Below are 20,699 nucleotides of genomic sequence, written 5' to 3'. Positions count from 1 at the left end.
ACCTGGATTCTTACCAGGTACCGGGGCCCACGTGTCTTCGCGGGGTCAGCCGTCAGCTGCGGGCGATGGTGAGGAAGGCGTCCCACTCGGCGGCGGGGAAGGGGAGGTGGCCCTTGGCGGGGTTCTTCGAGTCCCGGACAGCCGCGCCGCAGGGTAGGTCGGCGACCTCGACGCAGTTGCCGTTGACACCGCTGTAGCTGCTCTTCCGGAAGCCTGTGGGGATGTGGGCAACCTCTACACAGTTCTGATCGTGGCCGCTGTAGCTGCTCTTCCGGAACTTCAGGTAAGTCAATGGTCACTCTCTCAGTGAGTCCGCTGCCGTTTTGATGAGAGCGGCAGACTGTTTGGTGCTCAATGCGGACCCCTGTAGGTCCCCGTAGGTCACGTTATAGCGCTCTACTTCATCTTCTTGCTCGAAGAAGACAGAACCGGCGATCGTCCCAACGTAGACGATGGAGCTGTCTCGTGGATCTGGGAAGTCCAGGATTGCGAATGGGGCCGTGAGGCCTGCGTGGGAGCCATCTTGGAACGGAATGACCTGCACGTCGACGTGTGGCATCTCTGCCATGTGCAACAGGTGCATGAGTTGCGCATGCATGACATCCGGTCCGCCGATGACCCGTCGCAGAGCTGCCTCATCGAGTACGGCACGGAAGTGCGCAGGTCGTACTCGGTTCAGGATCTCCCTTCGAGCCATCCGGAAGGCGACTCTCCGTTCGATCTCGGGCAGAGAGGTGTACCGCCCACCTTCGAACAGCGCATGAGCGTACTCGGGTGTCTGTAGTAGACCCGGGATGCACAGAGCCTCGAAGGTCCGGATAGTGGAGGCCTCCGCTTCGAAGTCAGGAAGCGCACGGTCGTCGTCGAACAGTCCCTTGTACTTCGACCACCAGCCACGCTGCTTGGCGTCTTGGGCGAGCGCGTGCATGGCGTCTCGCGTTTGCGGTTCGCGCACGTTGTAGAGGTCCAGCAGCTTGTCCAGAGCCGCTGCAGGGACGGTCTTGGACTCAGCCTGTTCCATCTTGCCGAGGTTTGATCGTCCCAGGCCAGCCTGCTTGGCGGCTTCGGCCAAGGTGAAACCTGCTTCGGTGCGAAGCCGCCGAAGCTCGGACGACAGGCGACGCCGTCGGATGCTGGGGCTGTAGGGCGTTGGCATATGGGTAGCCTAGCTGGAATTTTTTGTGGAAACCACTTTTTCTCGTTGACATCCGTGGATGCGCGAGTCACTATGAGTGTGTAGTCAGTGATCGAGAGTTCGCGCAGAGTCTCTGCTGGTCAGGCTACGCCGTGCCCCTTTCCTGTACTGGGAGACGCGAAGGTTCTACTCCTGCGGGCACACCGAACCCCTGTTGTCGCTCCACACGTGCAAGGAGTCTGTTCGTCATGCCCGCAACCGCGCCCATGCCCGCGCTGCCCGAGGTGACCGTGCCCCTCGCTGAGCTGGTTCCGCCCCGGTGTCGCCACTACTTCACCGGCCGTTCCGACCGCGCCCACTACAAGACGCGCCGCTACGACTTCGGCGGCTCGGTCCAGTACATGCCGCTGGTGCGCGCGTTCCTGAGTACCTGCGCCGCCGAACGCGACCACGACTACCGCTACCTGTTCACCCTGCTGGGCAGCGAACTCGCCAACAACGCCCTGCGCCACTCCCACTCGGGTCAGCCCTTCGGCGTCTACGCCCTGACCTGCCAGCGCACCCGCACCGGCCTGCGCCTCGCCTGCCGCGACCAGGGTTCCCGCGACGGAAGGAAGACCATTCTCGGGCAGCGCTCGTACCTGGCTCCCGACCCCAACGGGCTGGACTCGGCCGCCGAATCCGGGCGCGGGCTGGCCATGATCGACGCTTTCGCCTCCTCCTGGGGCGACAACGGAGTCCCGAACTACCGCCAGGTCTGGTTCTTCCTGGCCTACGACCTGACCGACAGCCTCTGGAACACCACCGCGTAGCCGTCCACACCGCTGCACGCACGCAGAAGGGCCCAGGAAAGCGCGGCAACGCTTCCCGGGCCCACAACAACCCTGAATCCACACCGGCAGATGTAAGAAAGCAGGATCAGTGACGCATCCTATCCCCGTACCCCGGCCCTCCAGCGACCCGCTGCACCGCCCTGTCCCGCCGCTGCCCCGGCGACACCCGCTGGTCGGCCCGTTCTGCCCGGCCTGTGAGCACCCCTCGTGCCGTCGGCGTCGGGCCGCGCGCCTGCCCCGCCTGGGCGGCCATCGCTCCGAGTTCGTCCGCGAGCACACCTCCGCCGCCGCGCTCCAGCGGCGCAACCCGCACCTGGTCATCTGGTTCGGGGAGAGCACCATGTCCTACTGGGTGGCCTCGCCCACCGGCCTGACCGAGGTTCCCGACATCGGAACCCTCACCCGCCTCCTGGACCCGGCGCCCGCCCTCACCCACACCTGAGCATCGCCCACGACACCCTGACGGTGGCTGCCTCCAGAGACGAGGCGGCCACCGTCGCACCTGCATAGGATGCTCGGCTGTACGGTCATACCGGGGCTGCCTGCTCACGCTTCTCCACCACACCGCGACCGGTGCGCGGAACACATGGAAACGGACACGATGCAACGCGAACTCGCCTCCGAGCTGGGTACCCAGGAGACCTGCGTCCTGGAGTTCAAGCGAGTGGTCAGGAACCTCGACGTCATCCGCAAGGCCGTCTGCGCGATGGCCAACGACCTGACCGGCAAGGGTGGCGGCGACGTCCTCATCGGGGTCCGCGACGACGGCACGATCGAGCCCGATCTCGACACCTCCGACAAAGCCCTTCTGAACCTCGCCAACCTCCGGGACGACGGCAAGATCCTGGACCGCCCCTCCTTCACGGTCGAACAAGCCCGCTTCAACGGCGAACCCGTCATCCACATCCACGTCGAGGCGTCACCGGCGCCTCCTGTACGGCTCGACGGCATCGCCTGGGTGCGTCCCGGCCCGACGACGAGGAAGGCGACCTCCGACGACGAGCGGATCCTCACCGAGCGCAGGCGACACAAGTCCCTGCCCTTCGACAGTCATGCCTGGCCCGGCTGCACCGCGGCCGATCTGGACCTACAGCTCTTTCGGGGCACCTACCTGCCCAACGCGGTCTCCGAAGAGGTCCTGGAGGAGAACCACCGCCCCGAGGAGCAGCAGTTGGCATCGCTGCGTCTCCTCGATCCCGACTCGCGGCAGGCGACCGTCCTCGGTGTTCTCCTGATCGGTCTGGATCCGTCCGCCTTCCTCCCCGGCGCCTACACCCAGTTCGTCCGCTACGAGGGCGATCACATGGACAGTGCGGTCGTGGACGACCAGGAGTTGCGAGCCAACGTCGTCGACACCACAGAACGACTGGACGCGCTGTTGCGCGGGCACATCCACACCCGGCTCGTGGAGGCCGGCGGGTTCCGGGAGGAGAGCCGTCCGGACTATCCGCTCGCCGCGCTCCGCGAGGCCATCATGAACGCGGTCATGCACCGCAACTACGAGTCGTCCAACGCGCCCATCCGCATCCTGTGGTTCAGCGACCGGGTGGAGGTCAGTAACCCGGGCGGTCCCTTCGGTGCGGTTCGGGAGGACAACTACGACAGGGCCAACGACTACCGAAACCCCTCGCTGGCCGGTGCGCTCAAGAACCTCGGCTACGTGAACCGCTTCGGCCGGGGCATCAACAGGATTCGGGAGGCCCTGAAGCGCAACGGCAACCCGCCACCGGAATTCGAGGTCGGAGAATCGCACTGGTCCGTCGTGCTGAGGAGAGGCTGATGACGTCCGTCGCGCTGTTCAACAACAAGGGCGGAGTCGGCAAGACGACGCTGGTCTACCACCTCGCGCACATGTACCAGCGGCAGGGCAAGCGGGTCCTGGCCGTCGACCTGGACCCGCAGTCCAACCTCACCTCGTCCTTCCTGGACGAGGAGGACCTCGCCTTCCTCTGGGACGAACCCGAACCGACGTTCCCCGAGCGTCAGGAGGCACTCTTCTCCCGCTTCGAGCTGGAGCGCATCCGGACCATCGCACAGGCGGTCGACCCGATCGTCAGAGGGACGGGGGACATCCAGGAGGTCGATCCGGTGGAGGTGACCGACAACCTGTGGCTCATCCCGGGAGACCTGGAACTGAGCCGTTTCGAGGATGACCTGTCCAACAGCTGGGCGCCAGGGTTCAAGGGGAGCGAGAAGGCCCTTCGCGCAACCACGGCCTTCTACCGCGTCATCCAAGCGGCGCGCAGACGCATTGAACCGGACATCACGCTGATCGACGTGGGGCCCAACCTGGGAGCGATCAACAGGGCGGCCCTGCTCTCCTCCGACACCGTCCTCATGCCCTTGGCCGCCGACCTGTTCTCACTCCGAGGTCTGCGCAATCTCGGTCCGACGCTGCGGGATTGGCGCAGCGACTGGCAGGAGACCGTGCTTCCCCGGGCACCGAAGGGGTTGGAGATGCCCAATGGGCGCATGTTGCCGCTCGGCTACGTCATCATGCAGCCCGGTATACGTCTGGACCGGCCTGTCCATGCCTACCAGCGCTGGTTGGACCGGATCCCGGTCGTCTACGACCGCTTCGTCCTGGATCAGATGACGCCGTCAGCGGAAGCCGAGCACGAGATCGCCACCATCCGCAACTACCGCAGCCTCATGCCGCTTGCCCATGACGCCCGTAAACCCATGTTCGACCTGCGGGCCGCCGATGGTGCCCTCGGCAGTACCCAGACGTTCGTGCAGACCTGCTACCGCGACTTTCGGGACCTGACGGAGAAAATCGACGCGCGCCTTGCCCAGACGGCGGTGGAATAACGGCGAGGAAGCTCCGCTCATGTTCCTCCGGAGACCAAGGAGCCTTCGTCGGTCCGTTCTGGTTGACTGTCCTGGCGATGCGACGCCCGGGAGACGCCAACCGGGATGGAAAGGTTGTGGAGTCATCTTCGCGAATTGGGACATGCGCGTGACCATGGGCGAATACTTCGCCTTCGAATGGGTCAGGACTGCTTTTCAGAAACGGTATCCCGAACTGGCCAGGCAGGTGGTCCGCAGGGGAATGAGTGAGGAGACGGCTCCCGCCCGTCTGACCCTGAGCGTTGGCGACATCGAGGTGTGGCTGTGCCGTACCCGGGTCGATCTGTCGGGGACGTCAATGCCGTGCTGGTTCCTCACGGTGTACGGTCAGGACGCTCTGGGGAGGCTCTGGGACATCCAGACACCACCGGAGGTTCTCGCGACGGCTATGTACGAGCGAGCCCTGGCCGAGACCGAAGGACGCCCCCAAGCGAGTCCCTGGCGCTGGGATGAGGCCCAGGAGACCCCCATCACCCGTCTCGCGGACGCTCTGGAGGCCCGGGGAGTGGTTGTCGAGTACGCGATGGCCGAGAACCGTTACAGGGTCGTGTTCGGGAGGAACGGGTACGAGTTTCCCCGCCACCCGGGACAGGGAGAAGTCCTGCTCGTACGCACCCCGGGCAAGCGGGTGTGGGTCTTCCTCCGCCCCGGCCTCGGTTGGCTGGTGGACGTCCACGACGAGTCGCGTCGGCGCGTGTGGCGCGTCGACCTCGGTGAGTTCATCCTCCAGGAACCCGGAACGGCTCCGGGGCTGCCAGCTGATCGAGTGGATACCGCTGTTCTGGCGGACATCCTGGTGACCATCCTCAAGGAGTTGGAGAACGCCGAACCGCCGATGGCCGTCCTCGACCCAGGAGAGGACACCTCGGCTGGAATGGCGGACCGGATGCTGCCGCCGGGAGCGGCTACTGTGCCCGTCGATCCGGACCGGCCGTGTGGTGTGGTGGCGGCCCAACTGAACGCGTTCGGTTTCGGTGATGTGCGCTCGTCCGAGGACGGTGCGGAGCTGGTGTCGGAGGAGTTCCACATCGTCTGGTGGCGGCGTTCACGGCCGCTCGGCCTGCCCGACCTGAAGAAGCTCTACGCGGACGCCTCCGTCGAGGGCAGGAGGCTCATGGTCCTCACCGAGCACGGTCTCAGTGGTCCTGCTGAGGAGTTCGCGAACCGGTCCCGCTCCTTCGTCTTCCGGTTCGACCCGCGTAGGGCTCATGTCTTCGGGGGAAACCAGCTCGCGCAAGAAGCGATGTTCGTCTGGTCCTGAAACCTGGAGTGGCGTCATACCGAGGTGTGTCGTGCGCTTCGGGCACCCTCGGCAGAATCGTCCGGCTGTCAGATCATCGTGGCTGTGCAGGGAGCACGGACGCCCTCTCATGGGCCCTCTCACGCGGCGTTCTGCGGGCGACTGTCACCTGCGCGGCGTCACCCGCCGCCTGGTGGCGGGTGACGACTACCGGGCACGCCAGGACTGCGGTGGCCGAATCCGGCCACGGAAAAGGAAACAGAGCCGGTCACCGGCGTCTTCTCCTGGTGTAGAACTGGTGGTTGCTCTGGTTCTCGCTTCGGCGTGGAGGTTCGGGAGGGGAATGGCGGAGAACCCTGCTGGCACGGTGAACAACACCTCCATCAACCTGGGGCAGATCCTCAAGCTGGTACAGGTCGGGAACTTGTACGGGAACATCTCGTTCCACCTCGGCGACATGGTGCACACGGAGACCGAAGCGGTACTGGAGGAATACCAGCGATATCTCGCCGCCACCTTTTCCCCAGCCGAACCGGAGCTCTATCGGCATTTCAGAAAAGGGTTCGAGCAGCAGAGATGGGCCATCCTCTCAGGAGAGCCCGGCAACGGAAGGGAAACCGCGGCCATCGCCCTGCACACCTGGTGCGGGATGCGCGTTCATTCGATCTCCCTGGACGAGCAACCAGGGAAGCGCCTGGCCCGGACCCTTCCCATGCCGGGAAACGGATACCTGGTCGACCTCTCCGCTCTGACGCGGATCGACGGGTCGACCGTCATGGAACTACGCGCCCTCCGGGCGCGCGTGGCCGAGAACGAGGCGGCGCTGACCATCCTCACCCGGCCCGGACAGCTCACCGGTGAACTGCACGAGATGCCCGTGTTCCGTGTCCGTCGGCCGCCGGGCGTAGCTGTGCTCTCCGAACACCTGAAGTACCTGATCGGGGAGAACTCCCAGAAGGTGTGGACCACCTGGCAGGGCGTCCAGGACAAGGTTCGGGACGCCGTGCCATCGGACGCCGTGCGCTTGGCCCGGATCGCCTACCAGTCCCGGCCGACGGACGACAGAACCTGTACCGAGACGTGGATCCGTGGAGCGCTTGACGCGTACGGCGACTGGAAGGGCGAGCTGAACGGCTGGTTCACGGAACACAGCGGGGACACCGCCGTCTGGGACCGGATCGCCCTGATCGCCGTCGCGGTGTTGGAGGGGCGGCAGGCGTTGGAGGTGTTCGACGCCGCTGACGATCTGGCACGGGCGCTGGGAGAGCGACCCAGGGGCGTGGGAGGGATCTTCGGCCCGGGCGTGGACCTCACCCTGGAGGCCGTGGGCGCGAAGCGCGTTCCGGGCGACGGCGTGTGCTTCACCAGGCCCGAATACGCGGACGCGGTGCTGGAGTACGTGTGGGAACAGCTCCCGCGACTACGGAAGTACCTGATCGCATGGATGAGTGAACTGGTGGCGGAGAACCCGCCACTCGTCACCCCGGTACGCGAAGCCTGCGTGCGTCTGGCGCTGTCGCGCAAGGACCAGCCTCTGACGGTTGATTTCTTCGACAGCTGGGCGAAAAGCGGGAAGACCAGACAGGCCGCGGCGGACTTCGCGGCCGAGGCCGCCTCCTCGCCGGACCTGGGGAAGGAGATACGTAAACGCCTCTACGACATCGCGAGGAACCCCTCATCCGACCACCACCAGGCGGTGGCGGTCGCCAGCGCGTGTGTCACCTATGGCCGCACCAACCCCGCGTCCGCACTGACCCGTCTCAAGTGGCTCGCCCAAGCCGAATCGGAAAAGGTCCGTCAGGCCGCACTCGACGCCTTGGAAGAGTTGGCCGAGGACGGAGAGCGGTGGTTCGATGTCGTCGGCGCTGTCCTGAACGGGTGGTGCCATGAAGGAGTCTCCCCCAGACGTAGGGAGGTCGCGTTTCGTTTTCTCGTCCGTGCTCTGTCCGCGTCCACGGAAGGTGTGCCCGAGAGGCTCCTCTGGTCGAGGACCCGCCCGGACCTCGCCAGGGCCACGGATCACGTCGCGGACATGTGGGGAGCGGTTCTTGGCCGAGGGGACGACGATCTGGCTCTGGAGGCGGTCGGTGCGTGGATCTCCTGTGTTCTGGAGGACGCGTCCAGGTTCGAGGAGGTGGCCGACATCCTCGTCAGGGCGGCGGCCGGTGACGGAAGCGGTCTGAGCGAGGAGGCAGTGAGCAGGCGCACCGTCACCGCCGGCCGGATGATCGTCCACTGGTGTGAACGCAACGGCGTCGACCTCGGCACCAGGGCCGTCTACACCCTTCAGGCGCGGTTGTACAAGGCGCACGATCCCACTTCTGCCGTGTGAGACACAGGCACCGCGTTCTCAACCTTTGTCGGTGAAGGGAGCGAACCTGCGTAGCTGCGCGTACATCGACCGCATGCGTTTGAGCACCATCAACAGCGTCATGAACAGGTGCGCGAGCACGGTGACCACCACGGCTGAGGCCCACCCAGGCACCTCCTCCTGGTCATAGACCACGATCAGCGCCATGAGACCAGCGGTCATAACCAGGCTGACCAGCGTCGCGTAGGCGACGTTGGCGTGCAGCTGGTCCACCATCGTGGTGGTCCGGCTCGCGCCTTCCCCTGAACGCTCCGTGGAGACGCGCAGACCCAGACCGAAGACGTGGACCAACAGCCCGAACAGCAGGGCCGTGAAGACCGAGACACCCGCGATCAGGTTCTGCGCGTTAGCGATCTGAACCTCCAACAGGAATACGCCTATTCCTGCACCAACGGGAAAGGCGAAGAACGCCGCATAGTCACGTAGCATCCAGCTCCTGGTGCGCCGGTTTACCAGGGTGCCCAAGTGGTCGGTGATGACGCCAAGCACGGACCACTTCGCGTCCACGGCGTCCCTCCCTTGATCGTGCCTGCCCCGCGAGCCGAGGTGATCGAACTTTAGTCCGAATCTATCGTGAGGTGCTGACATGTCTCGGTCGAGGTTCTGCGCATGACGGTGAAAGCCTCTCGGTCAGACGGTCGTGAAGCGTCGTCCTCCGCCAGGAGGTAGGTCAGGGGAGACGCTGTCTCCTCCTCGTCGAGGATGATGGTTCTTTCCTGGATGTCGTCGTCCAGGGTGACGCGTGTTTCGACGATGTGTTCAGCGGTGCGCAGATGGAAGAGCCCGGCCATGTCAGCATTGCGTGCGAGCACCTGATCACGAAAGAGTGAGAGAAAAGCCTGGTCCTTCCGTTTGGGCTTGTACGTGTGGCAGAAGGTTCCGCTGGGACGCAGTTCTTCCTGGTTGAACAGGTCGGTCCCTCTGAAGTTCTCCCTGACCTCGACCTTGGTCAATCGGGCTCTCTCCAGGAACCTCCGAAAGGCCTCCGAGTCAGCCAGGGCTTCGTGCTTCAGAACCAGCCCCCTCTGCTTCAACGCGGGTGCGGTTGTCTCCTTCAGGTGCTCCAGGAAGGCAGTACCCGCACCGTTGCGCTGATAGCGTTCCGTGAGCAGTAGCGCGAAGGAACCGCGGGAAGGTACCACAACGAGATTACGCAGAAAGGTCGTGGCGGCCTCGTCATACCCGATGCGGTACCTGTCCTCGTGGTTGTGGACGTTCTTGACCATGCCCCGGCTGCCGAACTTGCCGTAGTCCAGGCGTACCTCGATCTCCCGGTCGTCTGTGCGCCGATGGTGGGGCACGGACAGGTGATACTGGCGTCGTTCATCCCTCCTCGGAGTGTGCTCCAGGGTCTTCAACGAGTCCTCGAAGAGGTCCAGTAGGTCGAGTCCTCCTCCGTCCAGGTCGTCCACGGGCATAACTTGGTCCGGGTGCCACCTCCTGGACACCTGGATTCGGTACACGGCGAAACAGTGTTTGGCCATTCTCAGAGATTTCCGATCGGTCTGTCCTACTTGCCAGCCGGTGAGACATGTCCAGTCTGCGTTGGCTTTCTGGGGCCGAGCGTTTGCTCGGGGTTTTCGGTTCTCATGGTGCCCGGTACAGAAGCGGATTCAGGGCTGGTTCCGCTGCCCGGGGTAGTACCTTGGCGGCGCCGCTGGCCATGGCTCGCCGGACGCGGACGCGTCCAGGACGTCGCCGAGCCGGAGCCAGGCATGCTCGCCTGTGCTCGTCGCGGGGTTGGCAGCGAACCGCTCCCACGCCCGCTCATCCGCGCCGAGAGTCTGGGAGACAGCCGATACCACGGCTGGTTGCCCTTGCAGGCAACGCACTGCTGACCACAACGGAAGCGCCCGCACCACCTCAGGGTGTACCTCCGGCAGGGAGAGAACCAGTACGGTCCAGGCCTGCCGGAGCGGAGGATTGCCGCCCAAACGGGCACGTAGCTCCCTCGTCAGCCGCAGGAGTGCCGCATCCGGCTGAGAGTGACGGGCCAGGAGTTCGGCGAAGGATTTTCCAGCGGGGGAGCGCTTAAACGCTAGGGAGAGTAGGGCTTTCTCGACGAGGGTGTCATGGCCCCGGTACGCGTCCAGGTAGCGTTCAAGGTCGTCGGCTCCCAGATCGGCGAGCTCCCGCACCTCCACTTTGTCCGGAGAGCCGAACTCGCGTACTCCCGAGGTAGCGGGGACGAAGGGGGAGTCCACCAGTCTCCGGAGGATGTTCAGGTCCTCATGGAGGCGCTGCATGTCCTGGTAGAGCTGGTGACTGCGATACGAGGAGCCGTGCCGACGGAGGTAGCTCTCGCCCGCCCGGATGATTGGCCGGACTGACTCCTTGAGGCCCGGAGTGATCTCAGGTAGATGGGTCAGGATCACGCGCAACCACCGCACGTCCTTCGTGCCGAAGCGCTGCTCATGCGGATCGTTTCTCCACCAGGGGATGACGTGAACCGCGGCCTCGGCGAACATCCCGCGCAGCTTCGCCAGTGTCTCGGGCGGAGCGCTCCAGGAGTGCGGGACGTGGCGTTCTTCGGGGAGATCAGCCGTTTCGAGGATGTACTTCCAGGTGTCCGAGGCATATGTTTTGGCCGTGTCCACCGGATCTTCGAGTGCGGACTCCACCCAGATCTCCTCGCCACTGAGCACACGGTCCAGCGGCCACCGCCTACGTTCACGCAGGTATGGCAGCTCCTCACGGAACTGTTTCTCCACCTCATCGGCTGGCACCCCCAGCGATACCTGGTGGGCGATCCGCGCCCACGAGAGAGCCTCGGAGAACCTGTGGAGATCATGCTCGGCGAGTTCGAGCAGGAGTTTCGGGTCCACTGACCAGGGGATGCTGCTGAGAAGCTGGTGGCGGATCTGGGACTCGGCGGGATCGGATGAGACCGACCATTCCAGGATCTGCCGGTGGCGGTCCTCATGAGCCCTCAGAACATCCCGCCACATGTGCTCCCAGGCGTCACTCGCTGCGGAGAACCAGTCACGCCACTGCTCGCGGTCCTCGTTTTCGTCCCTCTTCCTGGGGAACCAGACGGGAAGAAGGTCCAGCGCCGACGAGAAAACGACATCGTGTAGGCGGGCTGTTCTGAGTACCGAGTGAGCTGGGCTCGGGTTCTTTCGCATCTCCGGGACCATCGCGGGCGCGTCGCCGCAGCGACGCTTCAACTCGTCGGCCGTAGCCTGCGCGAGCCGGTCGCTGACACGCTCGCCACCGAAGAGAGCCAGTTCCCCATCATCGCATCGCCGGAGCACCTTCGCTCGCAGCCCCTCTGAACAGGACGAATGGTCAAGGGCGATGACCGGCAGGCTCATCAAATAACGGTCTTCGGAGACCCTCACCATCGTGTTCGGGTCACAGTCGGCCGCGGCCTCGATCAGCCAAACCGGAGCCTCCTTCGCGTATGGTCCCGTCAACAGCTGACCGATCAACTCCTCACTCCCCGGTGTTCTCGGTGCAGAGCGCACCCATTGCGCCGCGACGTGGACCTGTGGGGAGTCGGCGGGGTGATCACGGATTATGCCGCAGAGGAATCCGGCTGGAAGCACGGGCTCGGTGCGAGGCGTGGTCATGGGGTTTTCCGTTCATGGAAACGGAGCGCGCTGGTCAGCGGGCTCTCAGAGTGGAATCTCCGGTGTTGCGAGAAGGACCAGAGTAGTCCGACGTCCGGACACCCGTAGGAGAAACGGCCCTACGTGTTGACATGGGTGTCCACTGTCAAGGTGTTCTGGTTCTGCCGGGCCTCTTCCCAGTTGAGAGCCGATGTCGGTAGGATCCTGGCAGGCTCGTGGAACTCCGACCCCGTATGGACTGTCATCCTCTCGGGCCAGGCCATTTCGAAAACTGCATGTGGATAGAGCTCGTCAACGTGGGAATCAGCGACGCCCGAGAACGGAAGGCCGCCGCGCTGGCCGCCGAGCGACAACGCCTGGCCAGAGTCCAGCGGGAGAGGGAACAGGGGCGCCGGGACAGCATCTGGCAGGAATTCCGGGTGACGTCCGAACGGATACCCGGCCTGAGGGACGTGGTCGAGGCCGTGATCCTGGAGGCGGGACCCTCTGGCGGGGATGCGGCCGAGAAGCTGTCCGCCCTGATCGATGACAAACTCTGTCCAGAGGCCCCCAGAGCGCTACTCGAACTGCTGGGGAACCTGCCGCCTGAGACCGGCATCCTGCACGTGGCCCGGTTGCACGCACTCAGAGTTCCTCAGGTGGCCAGGTTCGGTCAGGCTGCCGCCATGCTCGCCGGTGAGGCTGAGCCCCACGCACGGGTGCTCCGCGGGCTCCCCTACCTCAGTCCCGCACTGAACCTGTGGCGTGACGTCGAGCTTCTGGCCCTCGGGGAGAAGGTACGCAGCCTGGAGCGCTTTCTCGAACAGGCGCCGCTTTCGCTCGTCGACGACCTCCTGGACCGGAATCCCGCGGTTCCCCTGTCAGGAGAGGAACGGGACGACCAGGCTGAGAACCTCTATCTCCGAGCTCGCAGGGATCCTTCCTCGCTTTCGGGCCAGGACCTGGAGGAACTCGACTGGCACGAGGAAGTGTGGCGGCGACGTCTCCAGTCCGATCCCCACCACGAGGTTCCCGAGGACGCCCCGGAACTCGCCCGTCTCCTCGGTGGAGTGGCCACGGGCGACTCCCAGGCACTGGAGCAGCTGGTCGGGTACTTGAGAGGCAAGCCCCGGCTCCTCGTCCAACAGCTTCTCGCCAATCGTTCCTACCCTGTCAGGTGGCCCAAGGTCCTGCTCGCCGACCCAGCGTTGTGGCCGGTGCTGGAGAGGCTCTGTCTCGACATTCCGATCGAGGCCGCGAAGGCACCGTTGGGGGACTTCGCCGCATGGCGGGATCTTCGTGCCGCTCACCACGGTCTGATGAAGGTGAGCGCGGCAGCCTACAGAACAGTGGCGCCGCATCTGGAGTCCGAAATCGCCTGGGTGCGTGAGGAGGCCACAGCCGCGGAGGTCTACCTCGATCTGCGTTTCGCCGACCCCGGTGACTCCCAGTCGCTGCGCGACGCTCTGCGAAGGCTGTCGGCGCTGGACTCCGATCACCCCGTGATCCGCGACAACATCGCCTGGGCGCGCCGCCACCTGGAAACGGATCGCAACAACCGGGGCCCGCTCTTCAACCCCTACCTGGAGCTCGGTGTCCCCCACGGTGCTCCGGTCGAGGAGTGGAAGGAGGCCTGGCGGATCCTGCGCAAGGAGTTGAGAGGAAGGACCGAGGAGCTCTCCGACGTCAATCAGGCCCGTGACCTCCTCCGAGACATCGAGGCTGGCGGAGGGCTGGACGCCAACCCCCAGTACGTGCTTCCGGTGCATCGGGACAGATTGTTCCCGTCCTCGTGCGTCCCCCGACAGCTCGTCCCCGACGCGCGGCCTCTGGAACGCCGAACGCGACCGTCCGCGCCCGAAGACACCGCGAACATACGCCGGGAGGCCGTCGTGTCGATCATGAAACTTGCTGCTTCGGAGAGGACACCATGAACGGCTACGGAGACCGTGAACGGGACATGGACGAGGAGCTGGAAGAGCTCCTTCTCAACCTGCCCACGGAGCAGAGGGAGCGATTGTTCAGCCTGGTTGTGACCGGGATGGAACCAAAGGTGCTCATCGGTCCGCTGACCGAGCGAGTCTCCGAGGCGGTCAGGGAAAGCACGCAACACGAATTTACCAAGGCCGACGTGAAGGAGGCCGTGCGCCGGGCTCTGGTCGAGAACATGCAAGCCCGGCGTACGCACCTGTCCCAGCTTGCCCAACTCGTTCAGCACGCGGATGCCGTGGACGAGGGCGGCGACCACGCCATCCTGGGCCGGAAGATCGACGACTTCTGCCGGACCACCGGCCTGAGGAGGATCTCCGATACGGAGGACCTCTCCCTGTACCGCGTTGTCTCAGGAAACCCTGAGACGGGGAAACACGTCACAGTCCTCAAACCCGCCTTCGTGGACGAGATCAGCGGGCAGTTGGTCATCGCCGGAGAGATCAGGTTCAGTGACGTGCCGCGCGCGAGAAAAAGCGGTAAGAGGAAGGACGGGTGGGCATGAGCTTCGGCATCGACTTCGGGACGACCAACTCGGTTCTCGCCCACTGGAACGGTGAGGACGCCGAGGTCCTCGCCCTCGACACGACCAACCTCGACGACTGGAACTATCCGGGCTTCTCATCGCTCTTCCCGTCGATGAGCGGCGTGAGTTCGGTTCGGGAGAGAGTTCTCTTCGGCTGGGAGGCCAAGCTTCGTTCCGAGCAGATCGTTCCCGCGGCCAAACGCCTGCTCGCCGGTGACACCGAGATACTGGTCGGACACAGGTCATGGCCCGCGTCGACCGTGGCAGCCGGGATCTTCCGGACCATCCGGAACCGGGCAAGCGACGAGCAGCTCCTGGATGTGGACGGTGCCGTGGTCACAGTTCCCGCCAACTCCGCCGGTGCCGCGCGTTTTCGCACTCGGGCCGCTGCGAGGGAAGCCGGAATCCGGGTGGATTCGCTCATCAACGAGCCCACTGCCGCCGCCCTGTACTACAGGCAGCAGCTCGGTGGTGACGAACTGGAAAACGTCGTCACCTTCGACTGGGGTGGCGGAACCATCGATGTCACTGTGATGGAGGCACAGGACGGGCTCTTCGAGGAACGCGCGGCCAGAGGCGTGCCCCAACTGGGTGGCCTCGAACTCGACGCGAGCCTGGAACGCCTTGTTATGGCCAAGGCCAGGCGCAGGCCACAAGGGACAGCTGAGAAGGCTGCGTTCACACGTGACATCGAACTGGCCAAGATCCGTCTTTCCACCGAAACCGTCGTGCCTGTTCCCACACCTGGTGGAGGGGGCAGTGTCGAGATCACACGGGAGGAGTTCGAGAACGTGATCCGCCCCGTCGTGGAGAGGGCCATCGACCCCCTCCGTCGTTGCCTCGCCGACCTCGACCTGGTCCCCGAGGACATCGACTCGGTACTGATGATCGGAGGCAGCAGCCAGATCCCCCTCGTGCGTCGGATGGTCGGCGACATCATGGGAGACCGGTTGGTGTCCTCCGAACTGTGCGACCCCATGACCGCCGTCGCCCAGGGAGCTGCCGTCGTCGCGGCCATCAACAACGGCGATCTGGACATCGACCTGGCGGTCGGCACGACCCACGCGCTGGGCACGGCGTCCACCAGGGTGGGTGATGGCACCGAGATTCGGTCGTTCAGCCAGATAATCCCGCGCAACGCCACCCTTCCCCGGTCACAGGAGAAGAACTACCGGCCCAACCACAGGGGCCAGAAGCGGCTCAGTGTGGAGATCTGGGAGGGGGATCCCGCGGACCCGGTTGTCAGGGACGTTGGCGCCGACAACGGCTCCAACATCTGCCTGACCGAGCTCAAGATCGACCTGCCTCCCTTCGAGAATCCGGACGAGGCCTCCTTCACCCTCACCTACACCTACGACATCAACGGACTCCTGGAGGTCCGGGCTGTCTTGGACCGCACACAGGAGGTGCTCGTCGACCGGGAGATCAACGCTTTCGGCCTGGCCACGACCGGTGTCGGAGTCAGCGCCGCCAGCCTGCACGAGTTCCTGGAGACACGGCCGCGCCTGCCCGGTCCCGCCTTCCGTCCGGCAGAGCCCACGGACATGCCTGCCGAGACATCGAGGAGAGCGGAGCCCCATCCCTCTCCGGTCATGGTCGCCCAAGTGGTGGAGGGTGACGCTTCGGCCCGGCGCACCTTGGTGGTTGACGGTTCCAACCTCGCCTGGGGGTCCCAGAACCGGAGCATGGGCGGACAACCCACTCTGGCCAGGTTGCACTCGGCGTTGGAGGAGCTGCGGGAGCAGCACCCGGGAACGGAGCTCATCGTCTTCGTCGACGCCAACTTCCGGCACGTGGTGCCCGAGGAGGAGAGGACCCAGGTGGACCGGGAGGTCGCCGAAGGGCGTCTGCACCGCGTCCCCGCGGGGACGGTTGGTGGAGCTGACGTGTACCTCCTGGACATCGCTAGGAAGAAGGACGGGGTCGTGGTCAGCAACGACAGCTTCTCCCAGCACACCGAGTACCGTTCCTGGCTGGCTGGAAAGGGACGGGTACTCGGAGGCACCGAGGTCGCAGGAATGTGGGCCTTCAAGGAGAGGCGTCTCATTCGGTGACCAGCAGAGGTTCCTCCGAGCATGGTTGGTCGAGGGTGAAATCAGTTGCACGGAAGTAGAAGTTCTGCAAACCTGTAAAGGTCGTGGATGCCGAAGAGAGAAGTGTGGAGCATATGAGTTGACTCACGTAGCCCCTTCCCTAGTCAGTCCTTGGGCTCTTGTCGGAATTTGCACAGCCGGTGCATCCTGCCCAAGAGACGGAATGGGAGCTTGCGTGTCCACGACCATCGCCCTGGTGTGCGGGGCCTCCTTCGGTACCTTCTGCATCACCCTTCTACTCGCCCGCGAAGCCAAGAAGAGCTGGCCTCTGGCCCTCCTTATCGCTGGGGGTTCCCTTCTCGGAGCGCTCTCCGCGTTCGGTACCCTCATCTCGGCCAGCTGACGTGCAGCATCGGGGCGGGCCTTCGGGCCCGCCCCAGCTCCGTGTCGGCATGGACCCGACAACTCGGATTCCGCTGGGCCACCGCGAGATACTCCCCGCACATGTGGGGGTGGACCCCGGTAGGGACGGTTAGGGGCTCAGGGCGTTGCGTTTCCTGCACATGCGGGTCAGGAAGGCCTGAGGAGGGTGGCTCCGTTGTGAACGGAGATCACCCGGTCTTGAAGACCTTGCTCATGTGCCACTCCAGGGCGTCCAAGGACGGACGGTCGGCCTTGTGCCGGGGAACGGTCACCGGTTCGCCCTCCAACGCGGTGTACTCCTCGGCGTCAGGGAAGTCCTCGTGCAGGCGGGGGCTGACCCGGAGCTCCAGGCTCGGTGACACCGACAGGTAGCCCAGGTCGAAGAGCCTGTGCACGTCAGCGCGAAGCAGCAGGCCGTTGTCGAGCCGGTGCAGGCCGCCCGAGGCCACCGGGTGGATGTGGGCGGCCTCCAGCACCGGGCGCACGCGCTGGCCGGTGATGGCGCACCGGCCCTCGTAGGCGTCCAAGAGCGCGAGCTTGAAAGCCTCCTGCCCCATGCGGCGACGGGTGGGCCGGGCCTCGCCGAACATCGGGCCGTGGTGTTCCCAGGTGGCCGCCACGGCGTGCTCGTCCTCGGCGAGGGCCTCCTCGGGTTTCTGGCCGAGTACGCGCTTGACGATGGGCGCGAAGTAGTCGGCGTGCTCGGGGTCGGTGATGTCCTCGTAGCTTCTGCCCTGAACGAGGCTGTAGGCCCATCCAGGGGGAGGACCGAAGGTCTCCTCCTCGGGGAGGAACACCGGGTCGCGCAGCATGACGCAGCCGATCAGAGGGTCCTCTCCGGGACCGATACGGGGAATCTTGTTCTTCGCGCGGTACCCGTTGATCGCCTCGCGTACCTCGGTGAGGTCCTTCCTTCCGTTGCCTTCCTCGAAGGCCGCCCAGGCCTCGGACAGAGGGACGAGCGCGAACCCGCTGAAGGCGGCGCCCCCCACGATCCGGTCGTGCGGTTTCTTGGTCTTGAACAGGAACGGGTCTCCGGGCGCGAGCTTGTGGAAGCTCTTCCCGGAGGGGCGCCAGAAGTTGATCTCGTCCAAGTGGGGGCGCTGGGCGAGGAAGTCGGCCCAGGCCTTGTCAGTGACGCCGACAAATGCCTTCATGTCCGACATTGTGAAGTATGTATTCACCAGTGTTCGCCTGTGAACTAAGAGCCCACAGGCGTCGGCGGAGCCGTGCTGGCGAAGAACCTGGTGGGAAGGGGCGTGCTTACGTGTGTCCACATCTGGCCAAGGCGGTAGCTCTGAGAAAGGCGCCACAGTGAGGAGGGACCGAGGTAGAGCTGACGGACTGCTCCGGTTTCTCAGGGGCTGCCTGCCTCCGCGCTGTCTCCGTCGGTCCCTGCGATGCGGCCATGGAATGGCACGGCGACGGCGCTGGCCTGACTGTGCCGGAGCGGTTGGTGCAGCCGTTGCCGGCCACTGAAGCCGATCCGGGGTCCCTGGCGGCTCTGCGATCCCAGGAGCCCGTTGAGGAGGACTTCAGGGACATCGAGGAGTTCGATACGGCGTACGGGGCATGGAACGAGCGGGTGGAAGAGATCCTGTGGGCCGAGGACCGGACAGCTGGGGCGCTCTGCCTGTGCCGTCTGGCGCGCGCTACGGCAGCGGTTGGTCGTGTCCGGTCCTGAAGCTGGACGTATGTGGAATGACGGCCGTGTCGACGGCGATGACCTACAGCCGCTCACGGGGAAGGGCAGTGCGCCCCTGGGCTTCGCGGACTGGTACCTGCGATGGCTGCGGGAGGTTTCCCACTTTGTGGCCGTCCAGCCTTGACGGACCGATTGGTTCAGTCAGACGAGGCCTCTGGGAAGTCGGCGGAGTTCTGGGCATCGGCGGGATGGAAGGGCTGGACCCGGATGCCCCGCACCCGCCGGACGGCCTGGCCCTGGTCAAGGCCTACAGCTCCAAGGCCAGCAGACAGATCCTGCACACCGCACGTACCTGGTGCACCATCCACCATTTCCGGGTGCGAGGGCCAAAAGACCAACCGTCGCAACCCGGGATCGGCTGGCGGTAGACCACCCGACTTCGATCGGGGGGTCCACCGCCGACGCAACAGGGTGGAGCGGTTGATGAACCGCCGTAAGCGGTACCGGGCTCTGGCCACGTGTTTGCGTCAAGCTCGCCACGACTCGCACCAGGGGAGCCGCAGGCCGGTGCGAGCCGTCACACCGCCGCACTGCGGTGTCAGATCTGGTTCTCGCCGCCGTCGACGTACAGGTTGGCGCCCAGGAGGAAGCTGCTGTCCGCGGAGGCGAGGAAGGCCACGGTGGCGGCGACCTCCTCGGGGCGGCCCATCCGGCCGATCGGCACGTCGGCGACCAGGCCCTCCCGGAAGGCCGCGGCGTTCTGCTCGCCGGCGAGTTCGGTGATGCCGGAGGTGTCGATCGGCCCCGGTGAGATCGCGTTGACCCGGATCCCCCGGTCCTTCAGCTCGTTGGCCCAGGTCCGCGCGAAGGAGCGGATCGCGGCCTTGGAGGCCGCGTACGCGCCGAAGGCCGCTGTGCCGCGGTCGACGGTGGTGGAGGCGTTGAGGATTACCGAGGCGCCGTCGTTGAGCAGCGGCAGCGCTTTCTGCACGGTGCGGAGCGTGCCCTTGACGTTGACGTCGAAGATGCGGTCGTACTCCTCCTCGGTGGTCTGTTCCAGCGTCGCGAACGAGGCGGTGGCCGCGTTGGCGAACAGCACGTCCAGGCCCCGGCCGCGCTCGCGCACCATGGCGTAGAGCCGGTCCAGGTCGGCCGGATCGGTGATGTCGCCCGGTACCGCGGTGACCGCGGAACCGATGACCTCGGCGGCCTCGTCCAGTTCGGCCTCGCGCCGCCCGGTGATGAACACGTGCGCGCCCTCGGCCGCCAGCCGCGCGGCGGTGGCCCGACCGATTCCCCGCGTGCCTCCGCCGGTGACGACGGCGGTCTTGTCTTGCAGTCTCTGCATGGTCTGGCCTCCGCTAAATTCTGTTCCGATCGGGACAGAATGAGGCTACAGCACTTCCGATCCGATCGGTACAGAAGTGGTAGGCTGCTGCGTGTGGAGGACATCAGGAGAGCGCCGGTGGGCCGACCGAGGGGATTCGACGCCGAAGAGGCCCTGGAACGGGCCATGGCCATGTTCTGGGAGCACGGTTACGCCGGTGTCAGCCTCACCGACCTCACCCGCGCCATGGGCATCACGAAGACGAGCATGTACGCGGCTTTCGGCAACAAGGAGGAGCTGTTCCGCAGGGCCCTGGAGCGCTACGCCGAGGGCCCGGCCTCCTACGGCACCCAGGCGCTGGAGGAGCCGACCGCCCGGGAGGTGGCCACGGCCTACCTCAACGGCTCGATCGCGGTGTCCACCCGGTCGGACTGCCCCGCCGGGTGCCTGGGCATCCAGGGTTTCCTGGCCGCCAGCCATCTCGGCCAACCCGCCCGCGACACGCTGAGCGCCTGGCGCGTCGAGAACCTCTCACGCCTGCGCGACCGGTTCCGGCAGGCCGTCGACGAAGGCGACCTGCCCCCGAACGCCGATCCGGAAGTACTCGCCCGCTACCTCATGACCATGGCGAACGGCATCGCCGTCCAGGCCACCAGCGGCGCCGACCGGGACGAACTCCAGCGGATGGCCGACGCCGCCCTGCGCAACTGGCCGCCCCTCTGACCCCTTGCTGACCCCTTCTTCCCGACCGCGTCCACCGGCCGGGGCAGGACGGG

Annotated in this window: 19 protein-coding genes; 12 read left to right on the top strand and 7 right to left on the bottom strand. The window is 65.4% G+C overall.

What is annotated here, in order from left to right; translation table 11 throughout:
- Window positions 1–52 precede the first annotated feature (52 nt).
- Both FYW99_RS13525 and FYW99_RS13520 read right to left on the bottom strand, forming a co-directional pair.
- Window positions 53–292 carry a DUF397 domain-containing protein gene (locus FYW99_RS13525; RefSeq protein WP_150252402.1) on the bottom strand — a complete coding sequence of 80 codons (240 nt, stop codon included), beginning with the start codon at window positions 290–292 and terminating at the stop codon, window positions 53–55.
- 3 nt (window positions 293–295) lie between these two features.
- The gene (locus FYW99_RS13520; RefSeq protein ID WP_150252401.1) at window positions 296–1,156 is read right to left on the bottom strand and encodes a helix-turn-helix domain-containing protein; all 861 of its coding nucleotides are present in this window, start codon (window positions 1,154–1,156) and stop codon (window positions 296–298) included.
- Between the two features lie 227 nt (window positions 1,157–1,383).
- On the opposite strand from FYW99_RS13520, the gene FYW99_RS13515 reads away from it, so the two are divergent.
- The 6 genes from FYW99_RS13515 (at window position 1,384) to FYW99_RS13490 (ending at window position 8,390) form a co-directional block, all read left to right on the top strand.
- Window positions 1,384–1,947 carry an ATP-binding protein gene (locus tag FYW99_RS13515; protein WP_150252400.1) on the top strand — a complete coding sequence of 188 codons (564 nt, stop codon included), beginning with the start codon at window positions 1,384–1,386 and terminating at the stop codon, window positions 1,945–1,947.
- A 109-nt stretch (window positions 1,948–2,056) separates the two neighbouring features.
- Window positions 2,057–2,410, top strand: coding sequence for a hypothetical protein (locus FYW99_RS13510; protein WP_150252399.1), 354 nt, complete (start codon window positions 2,057–2,059; stop codon window positions 2,408–2,410).
- Window positions 2,411–2,569: 159 nt separating this feature from the next.
- Window positions 2,570–3,748 carry an ATP-binding protein gene (locus FYW99_RS13505; RefSeq protein WP_150252398.1) on the top strand — a complete coding sequence of 393 codons (1,179 nt, stop codon included), beginning with the start codon at window positions 2,570–2,572 and terminating at the stop codon, window positions 3,746–3,748.
- Complete coding sequence (locus tag FYW99_RS13500; protein ID WP_150252397.1) at window positions 3,748–4,779, top strand: ParA family protein; 1,032 nt, start codon at window positions 3,748–3,750, stop codon at window positions 4,777–4,779. Before FYW99_RS13505 ends, FYW99_RS13500 begins: the two co-directional genes overlap by 1 nt.
- A gap of 241 nt (window positions 4,780–5,020) precedes the next feature.
- The gene (locus FYW99_RS13495; RefSeq protein ID WP_150252396.1) at window positions 5,021–6,079 is read left to right on the top strand and encodes a hypothetical protein; all 1,059 of its coding nucleotides are present in this window, start codon (window positions 5,021–5,023) and stop codon (window positions 6,077–6,079) included.
- A 277-nt stretch (window positions 6,080–6,356) separates the two neighbouring features.
- Entirely contained in the window at window positions 6,357–8,390 is a 2,034-nt protein-coding gene (locus tag FYW99_RS13490; RefSeq protein ID WP_150252395.1) for a hypothetical protein, read from the top strand.
- 18 nt (window positions 8,391–8,408) lie between these two features.
- On the opposite strand, the gene FYW99_RS13485 is transcribed toward FYW99_RS13490, so the two are convergent.
- From FYW99_RS13485 to FYW99_RS13475, 3 genes are all read right to left on the bottom strand, one after another.
- Entirely contained in the window at window positions 8,409–8,936 is a 528-nt protein-coding gene (locus FYW99_RS13485) for a hypothetical protein (protein ID WP_150252394.1), read from the bottom strand.
- Between the two features lie 50 nt (window positions 8,937–8,986).
- Window positions 8,987–9,841: a hypothetical protein gene (locus FYW99_RS13480; RefSeq protein WP_150252393.1), complete on the bottom strand. Its 855-nt coding sequence runs from the start codon at window positions 9,839–9,841 to the stop codon at window positions 8,987–8,989.
- Between the two features lie 201 nt (window positions 9,842–10,042).
- Entirely contained in the window at window positions 10,043–12,001 is a 1,959-nt protein-coding gene (locus FYW99_RS13475; RefSeq protein WP_150252392.1) for a hypothetical protein, read from the bottom strand.
- Between the two features lie 275 nt (window positions 12,002–12,276).
- On the opposite strand from FYW99_RS13475, the gene FYW99_RS13470 reads away from it, so the two are divergent.
- The 4 genes from FYW99_RS13470 to FYW99_RS13455 all read left to right on the top strand — a co-directional run bounded on the left by FYW99_RS13470 (window position 12,277) and on the right by FYW99_RS13455 (window position 16,931).
- On the top strand, window positions 12,277–13,914 hold the full coding sequence (locus FYW99_RS13470; RefSeq protein ID WP_150252391.1) for a hypothetical protein: 1,638 nt from the start codon (window positions 12,277–12,279) through the stop codon (window positions 13,912–13,914).
- Window positions 13,911–14,474, top strand: a complete 564-nt coding sequence (locus FYW99_RS13465) for a hypothetical protein (RefSeq protein ID WP_150252390.1) — start codon at window positions 13,911–13,913, stop codon at window positions 14,472–14,474. The genes FYW99_RS13470 and FYW99_RS13465 overlap by 4 nt, the downstream gene beginning before the upstream one ends.
- Window positions 14,471–16,549, top strand: a complete 2,079-nt coding sequence (locus FYW99_RS13460) for an Hsp70 family protein (protein WP_150252389.1) — start codon at window positions 14,471–14,473, stop codon at window positions 16,547–16,549. Before FYW99_RS13465 ends, FYW99_RS13460 begins: the two co-directional genes overlap by 4 nt.
- 214 nt (window positions 16,550–16,763) lie before the next feature.
- Entirely contained in the window at window positions 16,764–16,931 is a 168-nt protein-coding gene (locus tag FYW99_RS13455) for a hypothetical protein (RefSeq protein WP_223838994.1), read from the top strand.
- A 208-nt stretch (window positions 16,932–17,139) separates the two neighbouring features.
- Here FYW99_RS13455 and FYW99_RS13450 read toward each other — a convergent pair whose 3' ends face one another.
- Window positions 17,140–18,108 (bottom strand): HNH endonuclease, encoded by a 969-nt coding sequence (locus FYW99_RS13450; RefSeq protein WP_150252387.1) that lies wholly within the window; start codon window positions 18,106–18,108, stop codon window positions 17,140–17,142.
- A gap of 251 nt (window positions 18,109–18,359) precedes the next feature.
- Between FYW99_RS13450 and FYW99_RS13445 the strand changes: the two genes are divergently transcribed.
- Window positions 18,360–18,635 carry a hypothetical protein gene (locus FYW99_RS13445; protein ID WP_150252386.1) on the top strand — a complete coding sequence of 92 codons (276 nt, stop codon included), beginning with the start codon at window positions 18,360–18,362 and terminating at the stop codon, window positions 18,633–18,635.
- Between the two features lie 559 nt (window positions 18,636–19,194).
- On the opposite strand, the gene FYW99_RS13440 is transcribed toward FYW99_RS13445, so the two are convergent.
- Window positions 19,195–19,944: an SDR family NAD(P)-dependent oxidoreductase gene (locus FYW99_RS13440; RefSeq protein WP_150252385.1), complete on the bottom strand. Its 750-nt coding sequence runs from the start codon at window positions 19,942–19,944 to the stop codon at window positions 19,195–19,197.
- Between the two features lie 117 nt (window positions 19,945–20,061).
- Here FYW99_RS13440 and FYW99_RS13435 point away from each other — a divergent pair, with 117 nt between their 5' ends.
- Window positions 20,062–20,646 (top strand): TetR/AcrR family transcriptional regulator, encoded by a 585-nt coding sequence (locus FYW99_RS13435; protein ID WP_223838992.1) that lies wholly within the window; start codon window positions 20,062–20,064, stop codon window positions 20,644–20,646.
- Window positions 20,647–20,699: the final 53 nt, after the last annotated feature.

The sequence above is a fragment of the Nocardiopsis deserti genome, assembly GCF_008638355.1.
GTDB lineage: Bacteria > Actinomycetota > Actinomycetes > Streptosporangiales > Streptosporangiaceae > Nocardiopsis > Nocardiopsis alborubida.
The sequence above is the reverse complement of the archived record's forward strand: the minus strand, read 5'-3'. Positions and strand labels throughout refer to the sequence as shown.

Coding starts and splice junctions, on each gene's coding strand:
- FYW99_RS13520 (WP_150252401.1), bottom strand. CDS start 1,156: ATGCCAACGCCCTACAGCCCCAGCATCCGACGGCGTCGCCTGTCGTCC.
- FYW99_RS13515 (WP_150252400.1), top strand. CDS start 1,384: ATGCCCGCAACCGCGCCCATGCCCGCGCTGCCCGAGGTGACCGTGCCC.
- FYW99_RS13505 (WP_150252398.1), top strand. CDS start 2,570: ATGCAACGCGAACTCGCCTCCGAGCTGGGTACCCAGGAGACCTGCGTC.
- FYW99_RS13500 (WP_150252397.1), top strand. CDS start 3,748: ATGACGTCCGTCGCGCTGTTCAACAACAAGGGCGGAGTCGGCAAGACG.
- FYW99_RS13495 (WP_150252396.1), top strand. CDS start 5,021: ATGAGTGAGGAGACGGCTCCCGCCCGTCTGACCCTGAGCGTTGGCGAC.
- FYW99_RS13475 (WP_150252392.1), bottom strand. CDS start 12,001: ATGACCACGCCTCGCACCGAGCCCGTGCTTCCAGCCGGATTCCTCTGC.
- FYW99_RS13470 (WP_150252391.1), top strand. CDS start 12,277: ATGTGGATAGAGCTCGTCAACGTGGGAATCAGCGACGCCCGAGAACGG.
- FYW99_RS13465 (WP_150252390.1), top strand. CDS start 13,911: ATGAACGGCTACGGAGACCGTGAACGGGACATGGACGAGGAGCTGGAA.
- FYW99_RS13460 (WP_150252389.1), top strand. CDS start 14,471: ATGAGCTTCGGCATCGACTTCGGGACGACCAACTCGGTTCTCGCCCAC.
- FYW99_RS13450 (WP_150252387.1), bottom strand. CDS start 18,108: ATGAAGGCATTTGTCGGCGTCACTGACAAGGCCTGGGCCGACTTCCTC.
- FYW99_RS13445 (WP_150252386.1), top strand. CDS start 18,360: ATGGAATGGCACGGCGACGGCGCTGGCCTGACTGTGCCGGAGCGGTTG.
- FYW99_RS13440 (WP_150252385.1), bottom strand. CDS start 19,944: ATGCAGAGACTGCAAGACAAGACCGCCGTCGTCACCGGCGGAGGCACG.